Annotated in this window: 18 protein-coding genes; 6 read left to right on the top strand and 12 right to left on the bottom strand. The window is 60.5% G+C overall.

The window, feature by feature from the left end:
* Positions 1 to 569: 569 nt before the first annotated feature.
* Both htpX and AC3ZU9_RS19720 read right to left on the bottom strand, forming a co-directional pair.
* A complete protein-coding gene (htpX, locus tag AC3ZU9_RS19725; protein ID WP_012723005.1) occupies positions 570 to 1,457 on the bottom strand; it encodes a protease HtpX in 888 nt (295 codons plus the stop codon).
* 304 nt (positions 1,458 to 1,761) lie between these two features.
* Positions 1,762 to 2,973 carry a pyridoxal phosphate-dependent aminotransferase gene (locus AC3ZU9_RS19720; protein WP_012723006.1) on the bottom strand — a complete coding sequence of 404 codons (1,212 nt, stop codon included), beginning with the start codon at positions 2,971 to 2,973 and terminating at the stop codon, positions 1,762 to 1,764.
* Positions 2,974 to 3,175: 202 nt separating this feature from the next.
* Here AC3ZU9_RS19720 and msrB point away from each other — a divergent pair, with 202 nt between their 5' ends.
* The 3 genes from msrB to AC3ZU9_RS19705 all read left to right on the top strand — a co-directional run bounded on the left by msrB (position 3,176) and on the right by AC3ZU9_RS19705 (position 4,674).
* The gene (gene msrB, locus AC3ZU9_RS19715) at positions 3,176 to 3,568 is read left to right on the top strand and encodes a peptide-methionine (R)-S-oxide reductase MsrB (protein WP_046036488.1); all 393 of its coding nucleotides are present in this window, start codon (positions 3,176 to 3,178) and stop codon (positions 3,566 to 3,568) included.
* Positions 3,569 to 3,712: 144 nt separating this feature from the next.
* On the top strand, positions 3,713 to 4,198 hold the full coding sequence (locus tag AC3ZU9_RS19710) for a glutathione peroxidase (RefSeq protein WP_012723009.1): 486 nt from the start codon (positions 3,713 to 3,715) through the stop codon (positions 4,196 to 4,198).
* Positions 4,195 to 4,674 carry a MarR family winged helix-turn-helix transcriptional regulator gene (locus AC3ZU9_RS19705; protein WP_122809782.1) on the top strand — a complete coding sequence of 160 codons (480 nt, stop codon included), beginning with the start codon at positions 4,195 to 4,197 and terminating at the stop codon, positions 4,672 to 4,674. Before AC3ZU9_RS19710 ends, AC3ZU9_RS19705 begins: the two co-directional genes overlap by 4 nt.
* Here the strand turns inward: AC3ZU9_RS19705 and AC3ZU9_RS19700 are convergent.
* Positions 4,628 to 6,937, bottom strand: a complete 2,310-nt coding sequence (locus tag AC3ZU9_RS19700; protein WP_490091212.1) for a hybrid sensor histidine kinase/response regulator — start codon at positions 6,935 to 6,937, stop codon at positions 4,628 to 4,630. The two genes, AC3ZU9_RS19705 and AC3ZU9_RS19700, sit on opposite strands and share 47 nt — an antisense overlap.
* 164 nt (positions 6,938 to 7,101) lie before the next feature.
* Between AC3ZU9_RS19700 and AC3ZU9_RS19695 the strand changes: the two genes are divergently transcribed.
* Complete coding sequence (locus AC3ZU9_RS19695; RefSeq protein WP_012723012.1) at positions 7,102 to 7,992, top strand: ATP-binding protein; 891 nt, start codon at positions 7,102 to 7,104, stop codon at positions 7,990 to 7,992.
* Complete coding sequence (locus AC3ZU9_RS19690) at positions 7,989 to 8,471, top strand: GAF domain-containing protein (protein WP_046036485.1); 483 nt, start codon at positions 7,989 to 7,991, stop codon at positions 8,469 to 8,471. The genes AC3ZU9_RS19695 and AC3ZU9_RS19690 overlap by 4 nt, the downstream gene beginning before the upstream one ends.
* Before the next feature lie 25 nt (positions 8,472 to 8,496).
* On the opposite strand, the gene AC3ZU9_RS19685 is transcribed toward AC3ZU9_RS19690, so the two are convergent.
* From AC3ZU9_RS19685 to AC3ZU9_RS19650, 8 genes are all read right to left on the bottom strand, one after another.
* Positions 8,497 to 12,132 carry a transporter substrate-binding domain-containing protein gene (locus AC3ZU9_RS19685; RefSeq protein ID WP_102060288.1) on the bottom strand — a complete coding sequence of 1,212 codons (3,636 nt, stop codon included), beginning with the start codon at positions 12,130 to 12,132 and terminating at the stop codon, positions 8,497 to 8,499.
* 8 nt (positions 12,133 to 12,140) lie between these two features.
* Positions 12,141 to 12,767, bottom strand: coding sequence for a response regulator transcription factor (locus AC3ZU9_RS19680; RefSeq protein WP_012723015.1), 627 nt, complete (start codon positions 12,765 to 12,767; stop codon positions 12,141 to 12,143).
* Between the two features lie 250 nt (positions 12,768 to 13,017).
* Positions 13,018 to 13,419: a response regulator gene (locus AC3ZU9_RS19675; RefSeq protein WP_012723016.1), complete on the bottom strand. Its 402-nt coding sequence runs from the start codon at positions 13,417 to 13,419 to the stop codon at positions 13,018 to 13,020.
* Between the two features lie 174 nt (positions 13,420 to 13,593).
* A complete protein-coding gene (locus AC3ZU9_RS19670) occupies positions 13,594 to 14,925 on the bottom strand; it encodes a deoxyguanosinetriphosphate triphosphohydrolase (RefSeq protein ID WP_012723017.1) in 1,332 nt (443 codons plus the stop codon).
* Positions 14,926 to 14,996: 71 nt separating this feature from the next.
* Positions 14,997 to 16,160, bottom strand: a complete 1,164-nt coding sequence (locus tag AC3ZU9_RS19665; protein WP_012723018.1) for an EAL domain-containing protein — start codon at positions 16,158 to 16,160, stop codon at positions 14,997 to 14,999.
* A gap of 175 nt (positions 16,161 to 16,335) precedes the next feature.
* Positions 16,336 to 16,677 carry a hypothetical protein gene (locus tag AC3ZU9_RS19660; protein ID WP_012723019.1) on the bottom strand — a complete coding sequence of 114 codons (342 nt, stop codon included), beginning with the start codon at positions 16,675 to 16,677 and terminating at the stop codon, positions 16,336 to 16,338.
* Complete coding sequence (locus AC3ZU9_RS19655; RefSeq protein WP_012723020.1) at positions 16,674 to 17,057, bottom strand: phage holin family protein; 384 nt, start codon at positions 17,055 to 17,057, stop codon at positions 16,674 to 16,676. The genes AC3ZU9_RS19660 and AC3ZU9_RS19655 overlap by 4 nt, the downstream gene beginning before the upstream one ends.
* 3 nt (positions 17,058 to 17,060) lie before the next feature.
* Positions 17,061 to 17,375, bottom strand: coding sequence for an ElaB/YgaM/YqjD family protein (locus tag AC3ZU9_RS19650; RefSeq protein ID WP_012723021.1), 315 nt, complete (start codon positions 17,373 to 17,375; stop codon positions 17,061 to 17,063).
* A gap of 347 nt (positions 17,376 to 17,722) precedes the next feature.
* Between AC3ZU9_RS19650 and AC3ZU9_RS19645 the strand changes: the two genes are divergently transcribed.
* Positions 17,723 to 18,931 (top strand): ammonium transporter, encoded by a 1,209-nt coding sequence (locus tag AC3ZU9_RS19645; protein ID WP_046036490.1) that lies wholly within the window; start codon positions 17,723 to 17,725, stop codon positions 18,929 to 18,931.
* Here the strand turns inward: AC3ZU9_RS19645 and AC3ZU9_RS19640 are convergent.
* Complete coding sequence (locus tag AC3ZU9_RS19640) at positions 18,918 to 20,654, bottom strand: cation:proton antiporter (protein WP_122809779.1); 1,737 nt, start codon at positions 20,652 to 20,654, stop codon at positions 18,918 to 18,920. The genes AC3ZU9_RS19645 and AC3ZU9_RS19640 overlap by 14 nt on opposite strands.
* Positions 20,655 to 20,711 lie beyond the last annotated feature (57 nt).

The raw sequence follows: 20,711 nt of genomic DNA, 5'->3' as shown, positions 1-20,711 counted from the left end.
GTGTCAGTCGATTCATCAGGTGACTGATTCAGCGCCATCGGGGCCTCGGTATCTACACCACTCTGGGTATGGCGCTGGACCTGTGGCGAGGGAGCTTGCTCCCGTGGCGGGCTGGCAGACGACCAGGATGTTGGATCAGACCAGGTACATATCCGTTATTTGGGTAACGGCCACTATGGGTTCCGCTTTTACAGCGGGTCACTTTTGGAAGAGCGCCAAAAGTAACCAAAAACGCTTCGCCCCAACACTCGGCACCTCGCTCACGCTCGGTGTGCCCGTAATCCGACAGGTATTTGGGGGGCCGCCGCCACGCGCCATCCATGGCGCGGGGCGGCTAAACCGGCATCCCTGCCGGTTTACCCCCCAAATCCCTGTCGAATTCCGGCCAGCGTGTTTGACGGGGCGCCTGAGATCAAAAGCGAGATCAAGATCAAGATCAGGATCAAGAGCGGCTCGCTTCGCATCGTGGTTAGTGTTGGTTGCTGCAAAATTGTGTGGATACCTATGGCCATTGCGAGCGCCCACAAAAAAGGGGCGATCAGATCGCCCCTCCTTGTGTCACCTTGCCATCAGCCCCGACGGCGCAGTGCGTCGATACGCTCTTCCAGCGGTGGGTGGCTCATGAACAGGCGAGCCATGCCCTGTTTGATGCCGCCGTTGATGCCGAAGGCGGTCAGGCTGTCCGGCATATGCACCGGCAGGCCCTGTTCGGAGCGCAGGTGTTGCAGTGCTGCGATCATCGCCCCGGTACCCGCCAGGCGGGCCCCGGCTTCGTCTGCGCGGAATTCCCGTTTGCGCGAGAACCACATGGTGATCGCGCTGGCCAGGAAGCCCAGCACCACTTCGGCGAAGATGGTCGCCACGAAGTAGGCAATGCCACGGCCGCCTTCGTTCTTGAAGATCACCTTGTCGACGAAGTTGCCGATGATCCGCGCGAAAAACATCACGAAGGTGTTCACCACGCCCTGGACCAGTGCCAAGGTGACCATGTCACCGTTGGCGACGTGGCCGATTTCGTGGGCCAGCACGGCTTTTACTTCATCGTACGAGAAGCGTTCCAGCATGCCCTGGCTGACCGCAACAAGTGCGTCGTTCTTGTTCCAGCCGGTGGCAAAGGCGTTGGCTTCATAAGCCGGGAAAATCCCGACCTCGGGCATCTTGATCCCCGCCTCGCGGGACAACTGCTCGACGGTTTGCAGCAACCATTGTTCATGCCGGGTACGTGGCTGGGTGATGACCTGGGTGCTGGTGCTCATCTTCGCCATCCACTTGGAGATGAACAGCGAGAACAACGAGCCGGCGAAACCAAAGACCGCACAGAAAACCAGCAGCTGATTGAGGTTCAGGTCAACCCCGTTGGCCGCCATGAACCCGTTGAAGCCGAAAAGGCTCAAGGTGATGCTGGCAATCAGCACGACCGCAAGGTTAGTGGCCAAGAACAGCAGGATGCGCATCATGGTTGTAGAGTTCTCCTCATGCTTAATATGTCGCGTACTGCGGGGTATATAAGGTGCGGCATGGGGTGATTCAACCGAGCGACTATTTCAAACTGTGTCCTACAGCCAGAACGTAGAGCCTTGAAGGGATTTTCCGAGAGGGAAAAGGCCCCTTGATCGGTTCTTCGGTGCCTTGCAGCCCTGTAATTATAGGGGGCGGATGGCTTTTGCGAGTCCCGCGAAGTGTTGAAGCGAGGAAAGGGCAGAGAAGTGTTGCCAGATACTCGCTGTACGACCGACTGTCGGTCGCACAGCGCCGTTTCCATTACTGGCGATAGGACTTGAGGAAGTTGCCGATGCGACCAATGGCCATGTCCAGGTCATCCACACGCGGCAAGGTCACCACGCGGAAATGGTCCGGCCACGGCCAGTTGAACGCGGTGCCTTGCACCACCAGCAGTTTTTCCGACAGCAGCAGGTCGAGCACGAACTTCTCGTCGTTGAGGATCGGGCAGACCTTCGGGTCGATCCGCGGGAAGGCATACAGCGCCCCCATGGGCTTCACGCAGCTCACGCCCGGGATCGCATTGAGCAGCTCCCACGTACGGTTGCGCTGTTCCAGCAGGCGGCCCTGGGGCAGGATCAGGTCATTGATGCTCTGGTAGCCGCCGAGGGCGGTCTGGATCGCATGTTGGCTCGGCACGTTGGCGCACAGGCGCATGTTGGCCAGCATGTCGATGCCTTCGATGTAGCTTTGGGCGTTGTGCTTGGGCCCGGAAATGGCGATCCAGCCGGAGCGGAAGCCCGCCACGCGGTAGGACTTCGACAGGCCGTTGAAGGTCAGGCACAGCAGGTCCGGCGCCAGGGAACCGGTGCAGATATGCACCGCATCGTCGTAGAGGATCTTGTCGTAGATCTCGTCGGAGAACACCACCAGGTTGTGCTGGCGTGCCAGCTCGAGCATGCCCAGCAACACTTCCTTGGAGTACACCGCGCCTGTGGGGTTGTTCGGGTTGATGATCACCAGGGCTTTGGTATTCGGGGTGATCTTGGCCTTGATGTCGGCCAGGTCCGGGAACCAGTCGGCGCCTTCGTCACACAGGTAGTGCACCGGGTGGCCACCGGCCAGGGTCACGGCGGCGGTCCACAGCGGGTAGTCCGGCGCGGGTACCAGGACTTCGTCGCCATTGTTGAGCAGCGCCTGCATGGACATCACGATCAGCTCGGACACACCATTGCCCAGGTAGATGTCTTCGATGCCGACACCTTCGACCTGCTTCTGCTGGTAGTACTGCATCACCGCCTTGCGCGCGCTGAACAGGCCCTTGGAGTCACTGTAGCCCTGGGCGGTGGGCAGGTTGCGGATCACGTCCTGGAGGATTTCGTCCGGCGCTTCGAAACCAAAGGGCGCCGGGTTGCCGATGTTCAGCTTGAGGATGCGATGGCCTTCCTCTTCCAGGCGCTTGGCGTGCTTGAGCACTGGGCCGCGAATGTCGTAGCAGACGTTGGCGAGCTTGTTCGATTTGCTGACCTGCATGGCGATGTGATCCTGAAAATGAACGATCCAGACGGTGTGGGCACTACCGTACGTTGAATCCTGCGCAGGCCGCACCCATAAATACGTTTGAATGCCGGTAGCGCGGGTGCCAGACTGGCGTTTTGAAGAGGCGCAATCATACGTGCCGCCTGATCTATGGAAAAGATACAGATCAGGGTTTTTCAATTGCCGAGGTGTACCGATGGAAAAGCTGCAGAAAACCGTTGATGAATGGAAGGCAATGCTCGACCCAGAGCAGTACAACGTGTGCCGTCTCAAGGGCACCGAGCGGCCTTTCAGCGGCAAGTACAACGCAACCAAGACCGACGGCGTGTATCACTGCATCTGCTGCAACGCGGCGCTGTTCGATTCGACCACCAAGTTTGATTCCGGCTGCGGCTGGCCGAGCTTCTACGCGCCGATCGCCGACAGCGCGATGGTCGAGATCCGCGACGTCAGCCACGGCATGATCCGCACCGAAGTCACCTGCGCCAAGTGCGATGCGCACCTGGGCCACGTGTTCCCGGACGGCCCGCCGCCGACCGGCCTGCGTTATTGCATCAACTCGGTGTGCCTGGACCTCGTCCCGCGCTAGCGATCGGGTTGTAAACCGACCGAAAAATGGGGGAGCGGGCTCGCTCCCACCTGATACCGTGCCATTCGCTGAGTCAATTAAATTGCACACAATTGAATTGCCTACTATGTTTATCCCTCTTTCCCCCCTTATCGAGGCACTGCCATGAGCGACAACCTGCTGAGCATCCCTTGCACCACCATCAAGGGTGAGCAAAAGACCTTGGCCGATTTCGCCGGCAAGGCCATCCTGGTGGTCAACACCGCCAGCAAGTGCGGTTTCACCCCGCAGTACAAAGGCCTGGAGCAACTCTGGCAGCAGTACAAGGACCAGGGCCTGGTGGTGTTGGGCTTCCCTTGCAACCAGTTCGGCAAGCAGGAACCGGGTAACGAAGGCGCGATTTCCGAATTCTGCGAGCTGAACTTCGGCGTCAGCTTCCCGCTGTTCAAAAAAATCGACGTGAATGGCAGCGATGCTCACCCGTTGTTCGTGCAGTTGAAGAAACAGGCACCGGGCCTGCTGGGTTCCAAGGGCATCAAGTGGAATTTCACCAAGTTCCTGATTGGCCGTGACGGCCAGGTGGTCAAGCGGTTTGCCCCGACCACCAAGCCGCAGGACCTGACCCAAGAGATCGAAGCCCTGCTCAAATGACCGTGTCCCTGGCGCTCGACCACCAACTGTGTTTCAAACTCTACGCCGCCTCCAGGGCCGTGACCCGCGCCTACAAGCCGATGCTTGATCAGCTTGGCCTGACCTACCCGCAATACCTGGTGATGCTGGTGTTGTGGGAGTGGCATGCCGCAGCGCCGGCACAACCCACGGTCAAGGCCCTGGGTGAGCGCCTGATGCTTGACTCGGGCACGCTGACGCCGCTGCTCAAGCGTCTTGAGCAACTCCAGTGGGTGCGGCGCCAGCGCAGCGCCAAGGATGAGCGGGAAGTGCACCTGAGCTTGAGTGAAACCGGTGTGCAATTGCGCGACCAGGCCTTTGGCCTCAAGACCCGTCTGCTGTGCGACAGCGGCATCGACCTGAACCAGGCCGACGCGTTGCGCGATGGCCTGGACCAGTTGCTTCGGCAGATCAGAGACTTGTCGTCTTCGGCACCCACAGCTCCAGCAAACCGCTGAGTTCCTCGCGGCGAAACGGCTTGGCCAGGTAGTCATTCATGCCCGCGGCGCGGCACCGCTCGCGCTCTTCGGACAAGGCGTTGGCGGTCAACGCGACGATGGGCAGGTCTGGCCAGCGCCCGCTGCGACGGATCTGCCGACTGGCCTCGTAACCGTCCATCACCGGCATATTGCAGTCCATCAACACCATGTCGAAGCGCTGGTCCTCAAGAAACTTGAGGGCCTCGCCGCCATGGGCGGCCACGATCACCTCACACCCCAGTTTGCTCAGCATGCCTTTGGCCACCAGTTGGTTGACCGCGTTGTCCTCCACCAGCAGGATGCGCGCCCGGTGCGCCAGGGGCGCGGCTTCCATCTGGATGGGGTCGATGATCAGCGGGTTATCGCTGCGCAGGTTACGTTGCAAAATCTGATACAGCGCGTTGCGGCTCAACGGGCGCGCCTGTTGCTGCAAGGGGGCCAGTGCCGCGACTTCTTCGCCCGGCATGAAATTGCCATAGGCGGTTACCAGCAAGATCGGCGCGCTGATGGAAGGGCGCAGACGGAACAGGCATTCGGGGCAATCGGTGATCAGCAGGTCCGGGGTTTGCCCGCTCACGTCTTCATCACGCGGGTAGCAGCGCGGTGTCAGCCCCCAGAGGGGCAGCAGGGTGGTGAGCAGTTCGGTCAGGCCGCTGCCGGCGCTGGTGATGGCGATCACTTCACCTTTGAGCGGTGTCGGTTGCACGGCGGACAAATGGATCGGCAACGGCAGGTCGGCGCAGAACTGGCTGCCGAAGCCCACCTCCGAGCTGATGCTCAAGCGGCCCTTCATGGCTTCACACAGGTTGTGCGTCAGCGCCAGGCCCAGGCCCGTGCCGCCAAACTGGCGGGTGATGCCGGCGCCCGCCTGGGTGAACGGTTGGAATATCTTCACCTGGGCTTCCTGGGCAATGCCGATGCCGGTATCACACACTTCAATGCGCACCCGGCCTTCCAGCGCGCTGAGGCGTACATCGACTCGGCCGAAGCGGGTGAACTTCAAGGCATTGGACAGCAGGTTACTGACGATCTGGCGCACACGGGTCGGGTCACCCAAGACCTGGGCGGGAAACTGCGGGTCGATCAGGCAGGTCAGTTCGACGCTTGGCGCCGCGTTCTGCGACAACAGGTTGGCGGTGTCTTCCACCAGTGAGCCCAGGTCAAACGGGATGCGCTCCAGCTCCAGCTGGCCGGCGTCGAACTTGGACAGGTCGAGGATATCGTTGAGCAATTCCACCAGCACCTTGCCCGAGTCATGGGCGATGGACAGTTGCTGACGTTGTTCAGCATTGAGCGGGCTGTCCAGTGACAGTGCGATCATCCCCAACAGGCCGTTGAGCGGGGTGCGGATCTCGTGGCTCATGTTGGCCAGGAACGCCGCCCGCGCCTGCGCCATGCCCAGTGCATGCATCTTCGCCGCTTCCAGTTCGGCGTTGGACTGGCTCAACTGCTGGTTGCTGGCCTTGAGCTCCAGGGTCCGGGCGGAGACGATGTCCTCCAGTTGCCCCAGGTATTCGGTCAGGCGATCCTCGGCGTGACGGCGCTGCTGGATCTCCGTCTCCATGTTTTCGAACTGCTGGTTGGCAACGTTCACCAATACGCCGATTTCGTCGTGTTCGTGGCCGGGCGGACAATCCAGGCGTGCCTGTCTGCGGTGACTCAGCTCGCGGATAATGCGCACCAGCGGTTGGGTCAACATCACGTAGAACAAGCCCAGCAGGATGCCGGTCAGCAACAGGCTGCGGGCGAAGCCGTTGAGCAGGGTGATCTCGGCACGGTGCAGGAAGCGGCTGCCAAACGCATAGGTGTCCACGTCCAGGCGCAGTACACCGAGGGATTCGTTGGGCATATGACTGAGGAACAGCCGGTCTTCGAACCGGCGGTTGGCGCCAAACAGGAAATCGCTGATGGGCCGGTAGGTGCTTTCCTTGTGCGGCCGGTCGACATCGGCGAGTACCACGCCATTGTTGTCGATCAACTGGGCGTGAATGATGGCAGGGGAGTGCAGCAGGCCCAGGGTCAGTTCCTGGGCCAGTTCGGCGTCAATGTTGTAGGCGATGCGTGACGCGGGGTTGTGGCTGATTTCGATCAGTGAGCGAATTTCACGGTTGATGGATGCGTCTTCGCTGGCATAATCAATGCCGATTTGGATCAGGCTGAGCAAGGTTCCCAAGACGAAACCGACCAGCACAGTCAATCTGGCTTGTTTATAAGACAAGCGGTGGGCGAACTTGATATCCATCGAGTGTTGAACCACTTCACGTTTCCCTTCGCCCGGCAAGCATAGCTGAACATCCATACGCTCTGGCCTGCCCGGCATGAATCGTTTTTTTACGCAGCCTCGTGCGGTCTGCCGCAGGGCTGCCAATACGCCATCTTTTGCAAGAACTTGCCAGAGGAATAATCGTGGACTCTCGATTGAATGCCTTTCTTGAGCGGGCCGATGCAGTACTTGCCCGCCTGGAACCGCTGTTGCCCGCGCCCCGCCAAACCATCGATTGGAACCAGTGCCTGGCTGCCCGCTGGCAGCGTGAAGGCCGTAGTGGTTTCCTGCTGCCACTGGACGTGAGCCTCGACATGCGCCTGTCCGACCTGATCGGCGTGGACAAGCAACGTGAAACACTGGCGCGCAACACCCAACAATTCATCGACGGCCTGCCCGCCAACCACGCGCTGCTGTGGGGCTCGCGTGGCACCGGCAAATCATCCATGGTCCGCGCCCTGCTGGCCCACCACGCCGAGGCTGGCTTGCGTCTGATCGAGATCGAGCGCGATCATTTGGCCGACCTGCCGCGTGTGGTCGAGCAACTGCTCAAGCTACCGCAGCGCTTTATCCTGTTCTGCGATGACCTGTCGTTCGAGGCCGGTGAAGGCGATTACCGCGTGCTTAAAAGCGTGCTGGATGGCTCCCTGGAGCAAGCGCCGGAAAACGTGCTGTTGTACGCCACCTCCAACCGCCGCCACTTGGTGCCGGAAAACCAGAGTGACAACGACAACTGGAAACGCGTGGATGGCGAACTGCACCCCAGCGAGGCGGTGGAAGACAAGATTGCCCTGTCCGACCGTTTTGGCTTGTGGCTGTCGTTCTACCCCTTCACCCAGGAGCACTTCCTGGAGGTGGTGGAGCATTGGATCGGCGAGCTGGCGAGCAAGGCCGGTTTGCAGTGGCAGCGCGATGAAGCCCTCGACATCCTCGCCGTGCGCTGGGCCACCGGTCGCGGCAACCGCAACGGCCGTTGCGCCTACCAATTCGCCCGTTACTGGGTGGGTCTCAAATTGCTGGAGCTTCAACCATGATCGATCTACACAGCGCCGGCACTGGCCTGGATGGCTACGCCATGCTCTGCGCGCAACTGGAGTCGCTGCTGGCCGATGAGCGCGACTTTATCGCCAACAGTGCGCAGTTTTCTGCATTCCTGTTCAACCAGCTGGACGACCTGAACTGGGCCGGCTTCTACCTCAACCGCAACGAAGAGTTGGTGCTTGGGCCGTTCCAGGGCCAGATCGCCTGTGTGCGCATCCCGTTTGGCCGCGGGGTGTGCGGTGCGGCGGCGGCGTCGCGGCAAACCCAGCGGGTCGAGGATGTGCATGCGTTTCCCGGGCACATTGCCTGTGACAGCGCCTCCAACAGCGAACTGGTGGTGCCCTTGGTCAAGGACGGCAAACTGGTTGGCGTCCTCGACCTCGACAGCCCGTCGCTGGCGCGTTTTACCCTCCAGGATCAAGCGGGCATTGAACAGCTGGCGGCGATTTTCCTGCGCTTGACCGACTGCTGATCACGCAAGGGGCGGCATCCGCCCCTTACCGGCCATCCAGGCCGTGAAGCTGCCCTTGCAGTAACCTTTCCAGCTCCAACATGAGGCTCTCCAAGGCTTTCGCACCGGTTTCGATCAGCGCCCAGTCATCGCCGCGCACGCACGCCTGTTCCAGGGTTTCGCACTGTCCGGCCAGTGGCGTCGCCTGAACGATGCGGGCAGCTCCCTTGATTTTGTGGGCCTGCTCGATGATGTCCTGGAGCGGGGCGTGGGCACCAATCAGCGCAGTCAGTTCCTGGCGATCATGTCGACTGCTGCTGAGCAGTTCCTCCAGCAAACGCCAGCTCAACTGAGGATCGCCGCCGGTCAGGGCCTCGAAGTTGCCGAGGTCCAGGTGCAGGGCGGCCGGTTGTGGGGCGATCTGCGCCAGTTGCCGCTCCAGTGCCGTGAGGCTGATGGGTTTGAACAGGCAATCGTTCATGCCGGCTTCAGCGCAGCGTTGTTTCTCCTCGGGCTGGGCATTGGCGGTAAAACCCAGCACCACGCAAGGCACCCGTTGCTCACGCTGTTCATATTCGCGGATCGAGCGACTCAACTCGTAGCCATTCATGATGGGCATGTTGCAGTCGGCGATGACCAGGTCGAAGCGCTCCTGGCGCCAGGCCTGGAAGCCGGCGGCGCCGTTCTGCGCAGCGGTGAACTGATGACCCAGGTAACCCAGTTGCTGGCACATCAGCAAGCGGTTGGCGGGGTGATCATCCACCACCAGCACATTGAGTACGCGCGCGGTTGCCGGCGCCTCGGGCTTGGGTTCATGCGTTGTCTGCAGCGGCTGCAGGCGCGCCATTTTCAGGTTCACATGCACTTGGGTGCCCACCATAGGCACGCTGCTCAAGCTCAGTTGCCCGCCCATCATTGCGCACAGGCTGCGGCAGATAACCAACCCCAGGCCGGCGCCACTCCTGGCGAGCTGCCCGGAATTGTCAGCCTGGGCAAAGGGTTCGAACAGGCGCAACTGATCATCCCGGCTGATACCGATCCCCGTATCCTCGACCACCAGCTTCATCTCGACCTGTTGCGCCACATCGGTGGGCAATACCTCCACCTTGATGTTTACCTGGCCACGCTCGGTGAACTTGATGGCATTGCTGACCAGGTTCGACAGCACTTGCTTGAAGCGCAGCGGGTCGATCAGCACTTCGGTGTCATCGCGGTCGGGCTTGAACTCAAGGGACAGGCTGAGGGTCTTCTGGCGCGCCAGGCCGTCGAAGACACGCACCACCGACTCGATCACTTCGCGTAGGTTGACGCGCTCCGGGGCCAGGCTCAGGCGGCCGGATTCGATGCGCGCGATGTCGAGGATATCGCCGATCAGCTCCAGCAGATCCTTGGCCGAGTTGTACGCCACTTCGATGGCCGGGCGATCAAGATGGCCCTGGTCGGCTCGCTTGAGGGTCAACTCCAGCATGCCGATCACTGCGTTCATCGGCGTACGTATTTCATGGCTCATGGTGGCGAGGAACGTGCTCTTGGCCCGATTCGCCTCGTCGGCGCGTTCTTTGGCGGCGCGGATCTCATCGAACAGTTGGCGTCGCTCGCTGATGTCAATCCAGCCCCCGATGATCCCCTGTACTTCCCCGGTAGAGTCGCGGTACGGCAGGATCCAGTGGTAGATCGTCAGTTTATGCCCACGGATATACAGGGTGCGATCCAGGATCAGCGGGTTGCCTTCGGTCATCACCCGCTGATAATCGGCATGGTATTGCTCGGCGTCCGTTTCAAGCGCCTCGCTCATCTGGAGGGCACTTTTGCCGATCACGTCCTCGCGCTTGACGTCGAACACCTGCAGGTAGCTGTCGTTGCAGGTCTGCAGCAGGCCTTTACGGTCACGTACATAGATAGGGTGCGGGGTTTCGTTGACCAGCGCGCGCATGAACTCGAACTGATCATTGAGGGCTCGCTCAGCCATCTTGCGATGTTTGATCTGGCGGCGCATGTAGGCGTTCCAGGCCAGGGACAGCAGCAGCAAAAGCCCGGTGCCGATGATGATGCGGGTGATCAGTTGGTGATAGTTGCGCCAGTAGCTGTCGGAGGCGGCGGTGTAACCACGCCAGCGACTGTTGATCACGCCCAGCTCGTCCGGGGCGATGCTCAGCAGGGCCTTGTCGAGAATCGAGCTGAGTTCGGTGGCACTGCGCGCCGTCGCCAGGGCAAAGGTGGCCGGAGCCGTGCCGATACTGGTGCTGATCTGCAATTTGTCCTGGAACATCGAGGACGACAGCAAGTAGTTGGCGACGACCAGGGAGTTCACCGCGCCTTCCACCTGCCCTTGGGCCAGCAGTTCCGAGGCCCTGAAGGTGTCGCTGGCCTTGACCAGTTGGACCTCTGGAAAGTCGCGGCGCAGGAGGGATTCCAGAGGATTGCCCGGGGTGATTGCCAGGCGCTTGCCGGCCATCTGCTCTAGGTTCGAGGGGGCGTCAGCTGCTTTGCGAGTCAGCAGCACATAGGAGTTTTCCAGGTAAGGTCGACTGAAGTTCAGTTGCGCTTCCCGTTCAGCGCTGGGCACGATTGCGCCAATCATGTCGACTTTACCGGCGTCCACCTGTTCGATCATCGCGCTCAGGTCACGCCCGCGATGGATCTCGAAGCGCAGCCCGGTGCGCAAGCGGATCAACTCCAGCAGGTCAGCGGTGATGCCGCGGAAATTGCCTTCGGCGTCGAAGAACGTCAGCGGGGCGAAGGTTTCGTTCACAATCACTTTGACCACCGGGTGGTCCTTCAACCAACGCTCCTCACGCTGAGTCAGTTGCAGCTTCTGGTCGGTCAACAGGATGTCGCTGCCGGCGCTCCAGCGCTTGGCGATGGTTTCCCGTTCATTGGTAGGGACGGCCGTCAGCACCGCGTCGACAATACTCAAGAGCGTGCGCTGGTGCTGGGGCATGGCAAAGCTGAACCCATAGGCCTCGTGTTTGCCGAAGTTGGCCATGTGGATGTTTTTCAGGTAGCCCTTATTGATCATGTAATGGGTGGAAATGGTATCGCCGAGGAATACGTCAGCCTGGTCGAATGCCACCGCATTCAAGGCATTTTGATAGGAGGGGTAAGCGCGGATGATCGCCTGCGGATACAGTTTTTCCACCTCGCTCAGGGGCAGGTAGTGGTAGACCAGGGCCAGGCGCATTCCGGCCAGCCCATCATTCAGGCTGCGGGTCTCACCTTCGCGGGTGACCAACACCGGCTGGTCAACGGCATAGGGTTCGGAGAGCGTGAGGTTCGGGTTTGCCGCCTCAAAGCCGTTCGAGGTGCCCAATAAGTCAATATCGCCTGTTTCAAGGGCGCGGATAGCGGCCTCTCGGGAGGGGTAGCGCAATACCTTTACCGGCAAGGCCAGCGTCTTGGCGAGCAGGCCGGCGTAATCGGCGGTGAGCCCCTCATAGTCGCGACCACTGGACGTAAGGTCGAAGGGAGGATAGTCAGGCGATGCGGTGCCCAGCACCAATTCGCGTTTGTTTTGCAGCCATTGGCGTTGGGCCTTGTTCAGGTGGGTTTCCAGTTGAACGGAGCCTGCACGGCTCAGCAAGGTGAAGTGTTCCGGGCCCGTTTGATGGTTCGCGAGCACGGCGGTGCTGAAGCACAAGCCGGCACTCAATGTAATCAGATAGTCCTTTATACGCCTGGGCATCCGCTTTCTCACACTAGCGCGTTTCGTTTTGCCATCTCGATAAGTTCTACCAAGGATTTGGCTTGAAGTTTCTGCATCAGCCTCTTTTTATAAGTGCTTACTGTTTTGTTGCTCAGAAACATGCCTTTGGCAATTTCCTTGTTGGTACGACCTTGTGCAAATAATTGCAATACCATTAGTTCCCGATCGTTGACGGTTTTGAATAATTCAAGTTCCTGGGTTTCCACACCGTCTATACCGTTGGTGGTCAATGCCTGGCTGGGGAAGTAGTTATAGCCGGACAGCACCGCGCGGATGGCGCTCAGCAACTCACTCAGGTCGCCCTCCTTGCACACGTAGCCATCGGCGCCCGAGCGCATGCAGCGGGTGGCGAACAGGGTAGGGGATTGGGCTGTCAGGATCAGGGTTTTCATCGGTGTATTCATTGCGTTGAATCGGCAGAGCACTTCAAGCCCATCCAGCTTGGGAATACTGATATCGAGGATAATCAGGTCAGGCAGGCATTCTCGGACCATTTGAATGGCGTCGCATCCGTTGTCCGTTTCACCCACCACTTTGTAACCTTCATGCTCCAACAACATCCGGATGGCAAGCCGTATAACCGGATGGTCGTCGATAATAAAAACTGAGTTCATGATCATAGTCCGTGTAAGTGCAAATAAAGCGGGCACATTAGCTCAGAAGAGCACAGGGGGGCATGAGCTCAGGGGCAAGTAGGTACAAAACAGGAAAATTCCTACACTAAAAAAGGTAAATACCTACCATCTGCTAAGGCTTTGTGAAGCGATATCACAAGGCTTCGGAAGTGAATGAGCTAAAGGTTGTTATCGTGGATTTAACGGGCATCGTACAGGCATATTTCATCGGATCATGATGTTTAAAATCCTACATTTGTAACCTGAGCAATGGGCAGATCAAGCGTGCAAGTTCATCTTTGTTTAATGGCTTTGATAAATAGCCGAGCAGTGGCAGGCCACGATCCATGGCTTGGGCGATCAGGGTGGCTAGCTCTACCACGGGCAATCCGCTCAGCAGGATGGCGGTCGTGGTAAAGCGCCGGCGACTGGCGATTTCAATCAGCTCAAGCCCCGGCAAATCGGGCAGGCATTGGTCACACAGGATGATGTCGAAGGGCACCTCGGCCCGCGACATCAAGCAGATTGCCTGCTCGGCGTTTTCGGCCGGGGTCAGCCGTGCGAAGCCGAAGCTCCTGAGCAGGCACTGGGTGGCGAGGAGTTGGAATGGATGATCCTCCACCAACAGGATACGGAGCGGATAACTGGGCATTTTGGGGGGCACACGGTGAGTCAAGCGTCGATGGGGGGCGCGTAGGAACAGTTCGCCTGGATCGCCCGGAGCGTGCGTGATTATTCATCGGGTGCTTGTGCGAATTCGATCAGGCCGCTCTGTTCCCTTCGTAGGTAGATTCCTTTCAGGCAACAGGCAGCTTGATCGTGCTCGTTATTGAGGGCTGGAACGCCCGGTCATTTCCCGCGCCATCTCGGTGGCATAGCTGTCGGTCATGCCGGCGATAAAGTCGATCATGCGCAGGAACGAAGTGTGCAAAGGCCACTGTGGGTTCGGCGCATTGTTGCCCAGTAAGTCGAGAATGCGCCGGTTCTTGAATGACGGCGTGCGTCCACCATGTTGTTCCAAGGCTGCACCGCAAAAGGCGTTCAAGAGGATTTCCAGGGTGGTGTAGGCGCCGATCTCATGCAGGGTCTTGCGCTTGTCCTGGAAAATCTTCTTGCGCGCCATGTCCTTGGCATCCAGCACGCAGCGTTTGGCGGGGCCATGCATGTGCTCCACCAGGTCGCCGGGCAGGGTGCCGGCGAGCAAGGCATCCTGTTGTTCGACGAAGGCACTCGCCGCCGCGTTGGTCAAATGTTCGATGGCTTTGCCGCGCAGGATTGCCAGCTTGCGTCGGCGCGAATCCTGGGCGCCGAGTTGGCGATAGGTCTGGGGCAGGTCATCGCCCACCAGGTTGAGCAGCAGCGACTCGACCTCGGCGTATTCCAGCAGCTCCATTTCCAGGCCGTCTTCCAGGTCGATCAAGGCGTAGCAGATATCATCCGCTGCCTCCATCAGGTACACCAGCGGGTGGCGGGCCCAGCGTTGTTCTTCGAGCTGCGGCAGGCCGAGTTTGTGGGCGATCTGTTCCAGGATCGGCAGTTCGCTTTGGTAGCAGCCGAACTTGTGTTTCTTGTAGCCCAGCGAATCCGCGTGGCGCGCCGTCCAGGGGTATTTCAGGTAAGTGCCCAAGGTCGCGTAGGTCAACCGCGTGCCGCCGTCGAACTGGTGGTATTCCAGCTGGGTGAGCACGCGGAAGCCTTGGGCGTTGCCTTCGAAGTTGAGGAAGTCATTGCGCTCGGCACTGCTCATGTCATCCAGCCAGCCGCGGCCTGCCGCCTGCTGGAACCAGTGGCGGATGGCGTCTTCGCCGGAGTGCCCGAACGGAGGGTTGCCGATGTCGTGGGCCAGGCAGGCCGATTGCACCACCATGCCCAGGTCGCTCGGGTCGCACCAGTCGGGCAGGGCGCCACGCAGGGTTTCACCCACGCGCATGCCGAGCGAGCGGCCGACGCAGCTGACTTCCAGCGAATGGGTCAGGCGCGTGTGGATATGGTCGTTGCTGGACACCGGGTGCACTTGGGTCTTGCGACCGAGGCGGCGAAACGCGCCAGAGAAAATAATACGGTCATGGTCTTTGTGAAACGGGCTACGGCCCAGTTCTTCCGGGCTGTGCAGGGGCTTTCCAAGACGTTCGCGGGTAAGCAGGGTGGGCCAATCCAAGGCGGTTACTCTCCGTGCGGTGAATGACCCTGCCAGCTTCCCGGTTCCGCGTGGGCGGGGCAAGCGAAAAACTACAGCCCGACCGCATCGATATCGATTAACAGCAAACGCTGACCGTTATCGAAGAATTGTCCGGCCGTGAGGCAATACTGGTTGGTGGTCGCGTCGCGGTAGGTCGAGGACAAGGTCAGGCGTCGCTCCTCCCACCCTTCGGCCAGCAAGTGGTAGAAGTACGGGCGCCATGACCAATTGTGGCCCAGGTAGCGGCTGTCGGCCTGCCAGGCGTCCTGGCGCCATTCAAAGTTCGGCGTCAGCTGGGTGCCATGTCGGTCGCACTGGTAAAACCGCAGCAGCCAGGGGAACGCCGGCAGTTGCGGCAACTGGCTCAGCGGCGCCTGTGCCAGGGCCCAGTTCTGCAGGATCTTCATCAGCTCTGCCAATTGCTGGCGCAGTTGCATGATGCGCCCGCGCTCAGCCAGTTTTTGCTGGACGTAGGCCGTGCGCAACTGGGCGAAACGCGGCACGAAGGCGTCGGCGGCAAACCAGTCCAACTGCGCCTGGGCGAACAGATAACCCTGCACATAGCGCGAGCCACACTCCAGGGCAAAGCTCAACTGCGCCTCGGTTTCCACGCCTTCGGCAATGATCCAGCAGCCGGTCTTCTCGGCCATTTGCGCGAGTGCCCGCACCACTTCACTGCTCGGCCCGCCGCGGGCAGCCTCCTGGAACAGGCGCATGTCCAGCTTGAGAATATCCGGCTGCAACGCCAGTACCCGGTCAAGCTGCGAGTAGCCGGCACCGAAGTCATCGATGGCGATGCGCGCGCCGGCCTCGCGATAACGTGCGACCACGTTGGCCAGGCGCTGGATGTCACCACCCAGTTCGGTGATCTCGAACACGATTCGCCGTGGATCGACACCATGACTATGGATCTGTTTAAGGCTCGGCAGCGCTTGGCCCGGGCGCAGGCGGTTGATCCAGCGCGGCGAGATATTCAAGCTCAGGAACCAGTCTTCAGGCGCTTCATGCAAGCGGCTCAACGCGTTATCGCGGATCTGTCGGTCAAGCCGACGCAAGCTCACGCCTGGCGTGCGCGGGTCGGCGAACAGCGGGCCCACGGACTGCAAGCGGCCGTCGACCTGGCGCAGACGGCCCAGGGCCTCGACGCCGGCGATGCGGCCGGTGGCGGTGTCGATAAACGGCTGGAAGCAGGCAAGCGGTTGCCCGTCGATCACGGGGCCTCCTTAAGAGAGGTGGCGAAAAAAAGGCCCGGCCCTCAAAAACGAGGATCGGGCCGATTCTGTTAGCAAGAATGCAGCCAGCAGGGCTGATAAGCCGTAGAAAGGTACAGCATTCACCTTTAAGCCAGAGGTACAGCCTTCACCTTTAACGTGCGCCAGCCCGCCTGCTTCAACTTTTACGCGAAGTGCCTTGCATGGCCAGTTTGATCAGCGGGATCAAGCCGGCACCGAGGCGTACCAGGCGGGTCATGCCGCTGATACCGCCGCCCTTGGCACCTTTGCCGGTCAAGAAGCCCATCAGCGTCACCGCCGCCACGCCCCACAGCGGCGCGTGCTTGATGCCCAGGCTGCCCTGCCAGTTCTGGCCCATGTTGCGCACCTTATTCAAAGGCAGCATCAATTGCTGGGACTCGTGGCGGATTTCCTGGCGGTGCATTTCCATGCGCAGGCGAATCAACGCCTTGCGCATTTCCCGTCGCGACGTGTTTTTAGGCATTTCAGTCAGGCTCATGGCAACAAGCGCTCCCGGTCATTGGCCAGCTCTTCGAGGGTGGCGTGGAACGGTGTGGATTCATCGAACACCGCCGCCTTCAAGCGCACCCCGCAGAACGCCGCGGCCAGGCTGTAGAACACGCAGAGGCAGATGATCCCGGTCAGGCGGTAACCGGTGTCCCACACCAGGATCATCACCAACGTCGACAACCCCACCAGCAACAGCAGCGCAAACACCAGCGCCAAGCCGGCGAACAGCAGCAGGCTGACGGTGCGGGCCTTCTGTTCCTGCAATTCGATGCCAAATAATTCGACGTGGCTGTGCAGCAAGCCCAGAACGGCCGCGCCCAGACGTCTTGAGGTAGTCCCTGTGGACGAGCCAGTTTCGCCGATAGACATGATTTAGCGCCTTGTGGCCAGCAGGCCGATCAGAAAGCCCACACCGGCGGCAATGCCCACCGACTGCCAAGGGTTGGCCTGCACGTAATCTTCGGTCGCGGTGACGGCCGCCTGGCCGCGTTCGCGCAGCGAATCTTCGGTCTGCTTCAGGGTTTCGCGGGCCTGGAGCAGCGTGTCGTGGATCTTGGCCCGCAGCTCATCGGCCTGGTCACCGGCGAGCACTTTGGTGTCGTCCAGCAACCTTTCGGTGTCAGTCACCAGGGTTTGAAAATCCGCCATCAGTATTTCTTGAGCAGTCTTTGCAGTTCTTCTGGCCATGGTTATCTCCGTGATTGGCTGATCTGTACGTAGTGGTTTCGAGTCACCGGCGTCGGTGAAGGTTCAGTGCAATTGTGTGGTACAGCTTTTGCTTTGCCTTGGTGCGCAGGCCTCAAGGCCTGCGCTGAATCCGGGCGGTCCCAGGCAATGCCTTGAAAAACCTTACCCTAAATAACTGAAACTCGCGGAAAAACCCTGTCGGCAACGGCCTGTTGTGTTGATCGCTGCGCTAAAGCGGTTCACACCCTCTGAAGAAGGGTGGGACCGGTGGTGCCAATTTAGTGCGCGCAACCCTGGCTTGAACCGCTTTGGTGCTTTTTGCCTTTATTGCAGGCCTGCCAACCTCCATGGAAAATTTGCAAAGTGCAGTGGACACGCTCGTCCACAGCTCCAACACCCTGTTTATCCTGATCGGTGCGGTCATGGTCCTGGCCATGCACGCGGGCTTCGCGTTCCTGGAAGTCGGCACCGTGCGCCAAAAGAACCAGGTCAACGCGCTGTCAAAGATCCTCAGCGACTTCGCCATTTCGACCCTGGCCTATTTCTTTATAGGCTATTGGATCTCCTACGGTGTGAGCTTCATGCAACCGGCGGCGGTGATCAGTGCCGACCACGGTTATGGCCTGGTGAAGTTCTTCTTCCTGCTGACCTTCGCGGCAGCAATCCCGGCAATCATTTCCGGCGGCATCGCCGAGCGTGCGCGGTTTGCCCCGCAATTGTGTGCCACGGCGTTGATCGTGGCGTTTATCTACCCGTTCTTTGAAGGCATGGTGTGGAACGGCAATTTCGGCCTGCAGGCCTGGCTGCTCGCGCGCTTTGGCGCCAGCTTCCATGACTTCGCCGGTTCCGTGGTGGTGCATGCCATGGGCGGCTGGCTGGCGCTTGCGGCAGTGTTGTTGCTCGGGCCGCGCAACGGGCGCTACCGCGAGGGACGCCTGGTGGCGTTCGCGCCGTCGAGTATTCCGTTCCTGGCGCTGGGCTCGTGGATCCTGATCGTCGGCTGGTTCGGCTTTAACGTGATGAGCGCGCAAACCCTCAATGGCGTGAGTGGACTGGTGGCGGTCAATTCGTTGATGGCGATGGTCGGCGGCACGGTCGCGGCGTTGATCATTGGCCGCAACGACCCGGGCTTCCTGCACAATGGCCCGCTGGCCGGGCTGGTAGCGATCTGCGCCGGTTCCGACCTGATGCATCCGGTCGGCGCGCTGGTCACGGGCGCCGTCGCCGGTGGCCTGTTTGTGTGGTGTTTCATCGCCGCCCAGGATCGCTGGAAGATCGACGACGTATTGGGTGTGTGGCCGCTGCACGGTTTGTGCGGTGTGTGGGGCGGCATCGCCTGCGGCATCTTTGGCCAGACGGCGCTGGGTGGCCTGGGCGGCGTCAGCCTGGTCAGCCAGTTGATCGGCACCGCCCTCGGTGTGATCGTGGCGCTGGTCGGCGGCTTGCTGGTGTACGGCGTGATCAAGCGCGTCACCGGGCTGCGCCTGAGCCAGGAAGAGGAGTATTACGGCGCGGACCTGTCGATCCACAAGATCGGCGCGGTCAGTCAGGATTGATCGGCGCCTCGTCTTCGTTGTTCGGCTGCGCATAAAAACCGTGCAGCAGGCGGTAGCGGTTCTGCCGCACCTCATCGACCCGCGCCTGCACCTGTTGGTCCGGCAGGCCCAGCAGGACCAAGGCGTGGGAGGCGAGCATCAGGCTCGACTCCAATAGCTCGGGCACCACTTCGCTGGCGCCTGCGGCTTTCAGTTCGGCGAGCTGGCTGTCGTCGCGGGTGCGCACCAGGATCGGCACGTCCGGGTTGATCCGACGTGCTTCCTTCAGCACCACCAAGGCGACGTCACTGTTGTCCACGGCGATCACCACCAGCCGCGCGCGCTCCAGGCCCACGGCACTGAGCAGGGCGCCACGCCGGCAATCCCCATAGTGCACGCTGCTGTCCTCAGTGGCGGTTTCCTGTACCCGTTCCGGGTCGTCATCCAAGGCGATAAACGCCTGTTGCTCCTTGCGCAGGAAACGCCCGATGGACTGGCCGACGCGGCCATAACCGCAGATCACCGCATGCCCATGCAACTGAGCATTAAGTGCAGTGATTGCCTCCAGTTGCACTTGCTGGTTGGGCTTGCGGTGCAAGCGCAGGGCAATGCTCGGTGCAGCGCGCAGCAGCAGCGGGGTCAGCAGCATCGAGCAGAACGTGGCGGCGAGCAGCAAGCCGTTGAACTCATCGGGGATTAATCGGCTTTGCTGCATCTGCGCCATCAAGGCAAAACAGAACTCGCCGCCTTGGGCCAGGGCCAGGCCACTGCGCCAGGCGGTCTCACCGTCGCTGCCGCGCAGCTTGACCAGCGCAGCGACCACGCAGCCTTTGATCAGCATCAGGGCGAGGGTGAGGCCGAGGATCAGCAGGCTATGGCTGACGAACAGTTGCAGGTCGATGAGCATGCCGATGCTGACGAAAAACAGCCCCAGCAGAATGTCGCGAAACGGGCGGATATCCGCTTCGATTTGATGGCGGTAGTGGCTTTCTCCCAGCAACATCCCGGCCAGGAAAGCCCCGAGAGCAGGGGAGAGCCCCAGCAGGTGGGTGAGCCAGGCGGTCAGCAAAACGATCACCAGCGCCAGCAGCACAAACAGCTCCGCCGAATGGGAGGCGGCGACTTCATGAAACAAACGCGGCAGTAACCAACGACTGGCAAGCAACAGGCCGACAAACAACACCACGGTCTTGCCCAGGGTCAACGGCAGCGCCCAATACCAGGCTTGCTCGCCGGTGCCGGCAAACACCGGGACCAGGGTCAACAGCAACACCGCCACCACATCTTGGAACAGCAGCACGCCAATCGCGTTCTGGCCATGGCTGCTGAAGATTTCACCGAGGCTGGTCAGCTCCTTGCTGACGATGGCGGTGGAGGACAACGCCAGCCCTGCACCGAGCAACAAGGCGATACCCGGCGCTACACCAAACCCCATCAACAAGACCGCCAGCAGCATCCCGCAACCCAGCACCTGCAAACTGCCCAGGCCAAACACCACGCGGCGCAGGGCGAGCATCTTGGTCAGGGAGAACTCCAGGCCCAGCGAAAACAGCAGGAACACCACGCCCAGTTCGGCGAGATCGGGCAATTCTTCGCTGTCATTCACCCAGTCCAGCGCAGTGGGCCCCACGGCCAGGCCGACGCACAGGTAGCCCAGCACGGGCGGCAATTGCAGTCGGCGAAACAGCGCAATCACCACCAGGGATGAGGCCAGAATGATCAGCAGGTTGGCAAACACACGCATCTCCGTTGCAAGGGGGCAGGCAAAAAGCCGCGAGAATCGCTGAATCAGTTATAGGCC

The organism is Pseudomonas sp. A39 (assembly GCF_058145955.1).
The sequence above is the reverse complement of the archived record's forward strand: the minus strand, read 5'-3'. Positions and strand labels throughout refer to the sequence as shown.

Coding starts and splice junctions, on each gene's coding strand:
- AC3ZU9_RS19690 (WP_046036485.1), top strand. CDS start 7,989: ATGATCGATCTACACAGCGCCGGCACTGGCCTGGATGGCTACGCCATG.
- AC3ZU9_RS19720 (WP_012723006.1), bottom strand. CDS start 2,973: ATGCAGGTCAGCAAATCGAACAAGCTCGCCAACGTCTGCTACGACATT.
- AC3ZU9_RS19705 (WP_122809782.1), top strand. CDS start 4,195: ATGACCGTGTCCCTGGCGCTCGACCACCAACTGTGTTTCAAACTCTAC.
- AC3ZU9_RS19675 (WP_012723016.1), bottom strand. CDS start 13,419: ATGCCCAGTTATCCGCTCCGTATCCTGTTGGTGGAGGATCATCCATTC.
- AC3ZU9_RS19660 (WP_012723019.1), bottom strand. CDS start 16,677: ATGAGCCTGACTGAAATGCCTAAAAACACGTCGCGACGGGAAATGCGC.
- msrB (WP_046036488.1), top strand. CDS start 3,176: ATGGAAAAGCTGCAGAAAACCGTTGATGAATGGAAGGCAATGCTCGAC.
- AC3ZU9_RS19685 (WP_102060288.1), bottom strand. CDS start 12,132: ATGCCCAGGCGTATAAAGGACTATCTGATTACATTGAGTGCCGGCTTG.
- htpX (WP_012723005.1), bottom strand. CDS start 1,457: ATGATGCGCATCCTGCTGTTCTTGGCCACTAACCTTGCGGTCGTGCTG.
- AC3ZU9_RS19640 (WP_122809779.1), bottom strand. CDS start 20,654: ATGCGTGTGTTTGCCAACCTGCTGATCATTCTGGCCTCATCCCTGGTG.
- AC3ZU9_RS19680 (WP_012723015.1), bottom strand. CDS start 12,767: ATGAACTCAGTTTTTATTATCGACGACCATCCGGTTATACGGCTTGCC.
- AC3ZU9_RS19710 (WP_012723009.1), top strand. CDS start 3,713: ATGAGCGACAACCTGCTGAGCATCCCTTGCACCACCATCAAGGGTGAG.
- AC3ZU9_RS19700 (WP_490091212.1), bottom strand. CDS start 6,937: ATGGATATCAAGTTCGCCCACCGCTTGTCTTATAAACAAGCCAGATTG.
- AC3ZU9_RS19645 (WP_046036490.1), top strand. CDS start 17,723: ATGGAAAATTTGCAAAGTGCAGTGGACACGCTCGTCCACAGCTCCAAC.
- AC3ZU9_RS19650 (WP_012723021.1), bottom strand. CDS start 17,375: ATGGCCAGAAGAACTGCAAAGACTGCTCAAGAAATACTGATGGCGGAT.
- AC3ZU9_RS19655 (WP_012723020.1), bottom strand. CDS start 17,057: ATGTCTATCGGCGAAACTGGCTCGTCCACAGGGACTACCTCAAGACGT.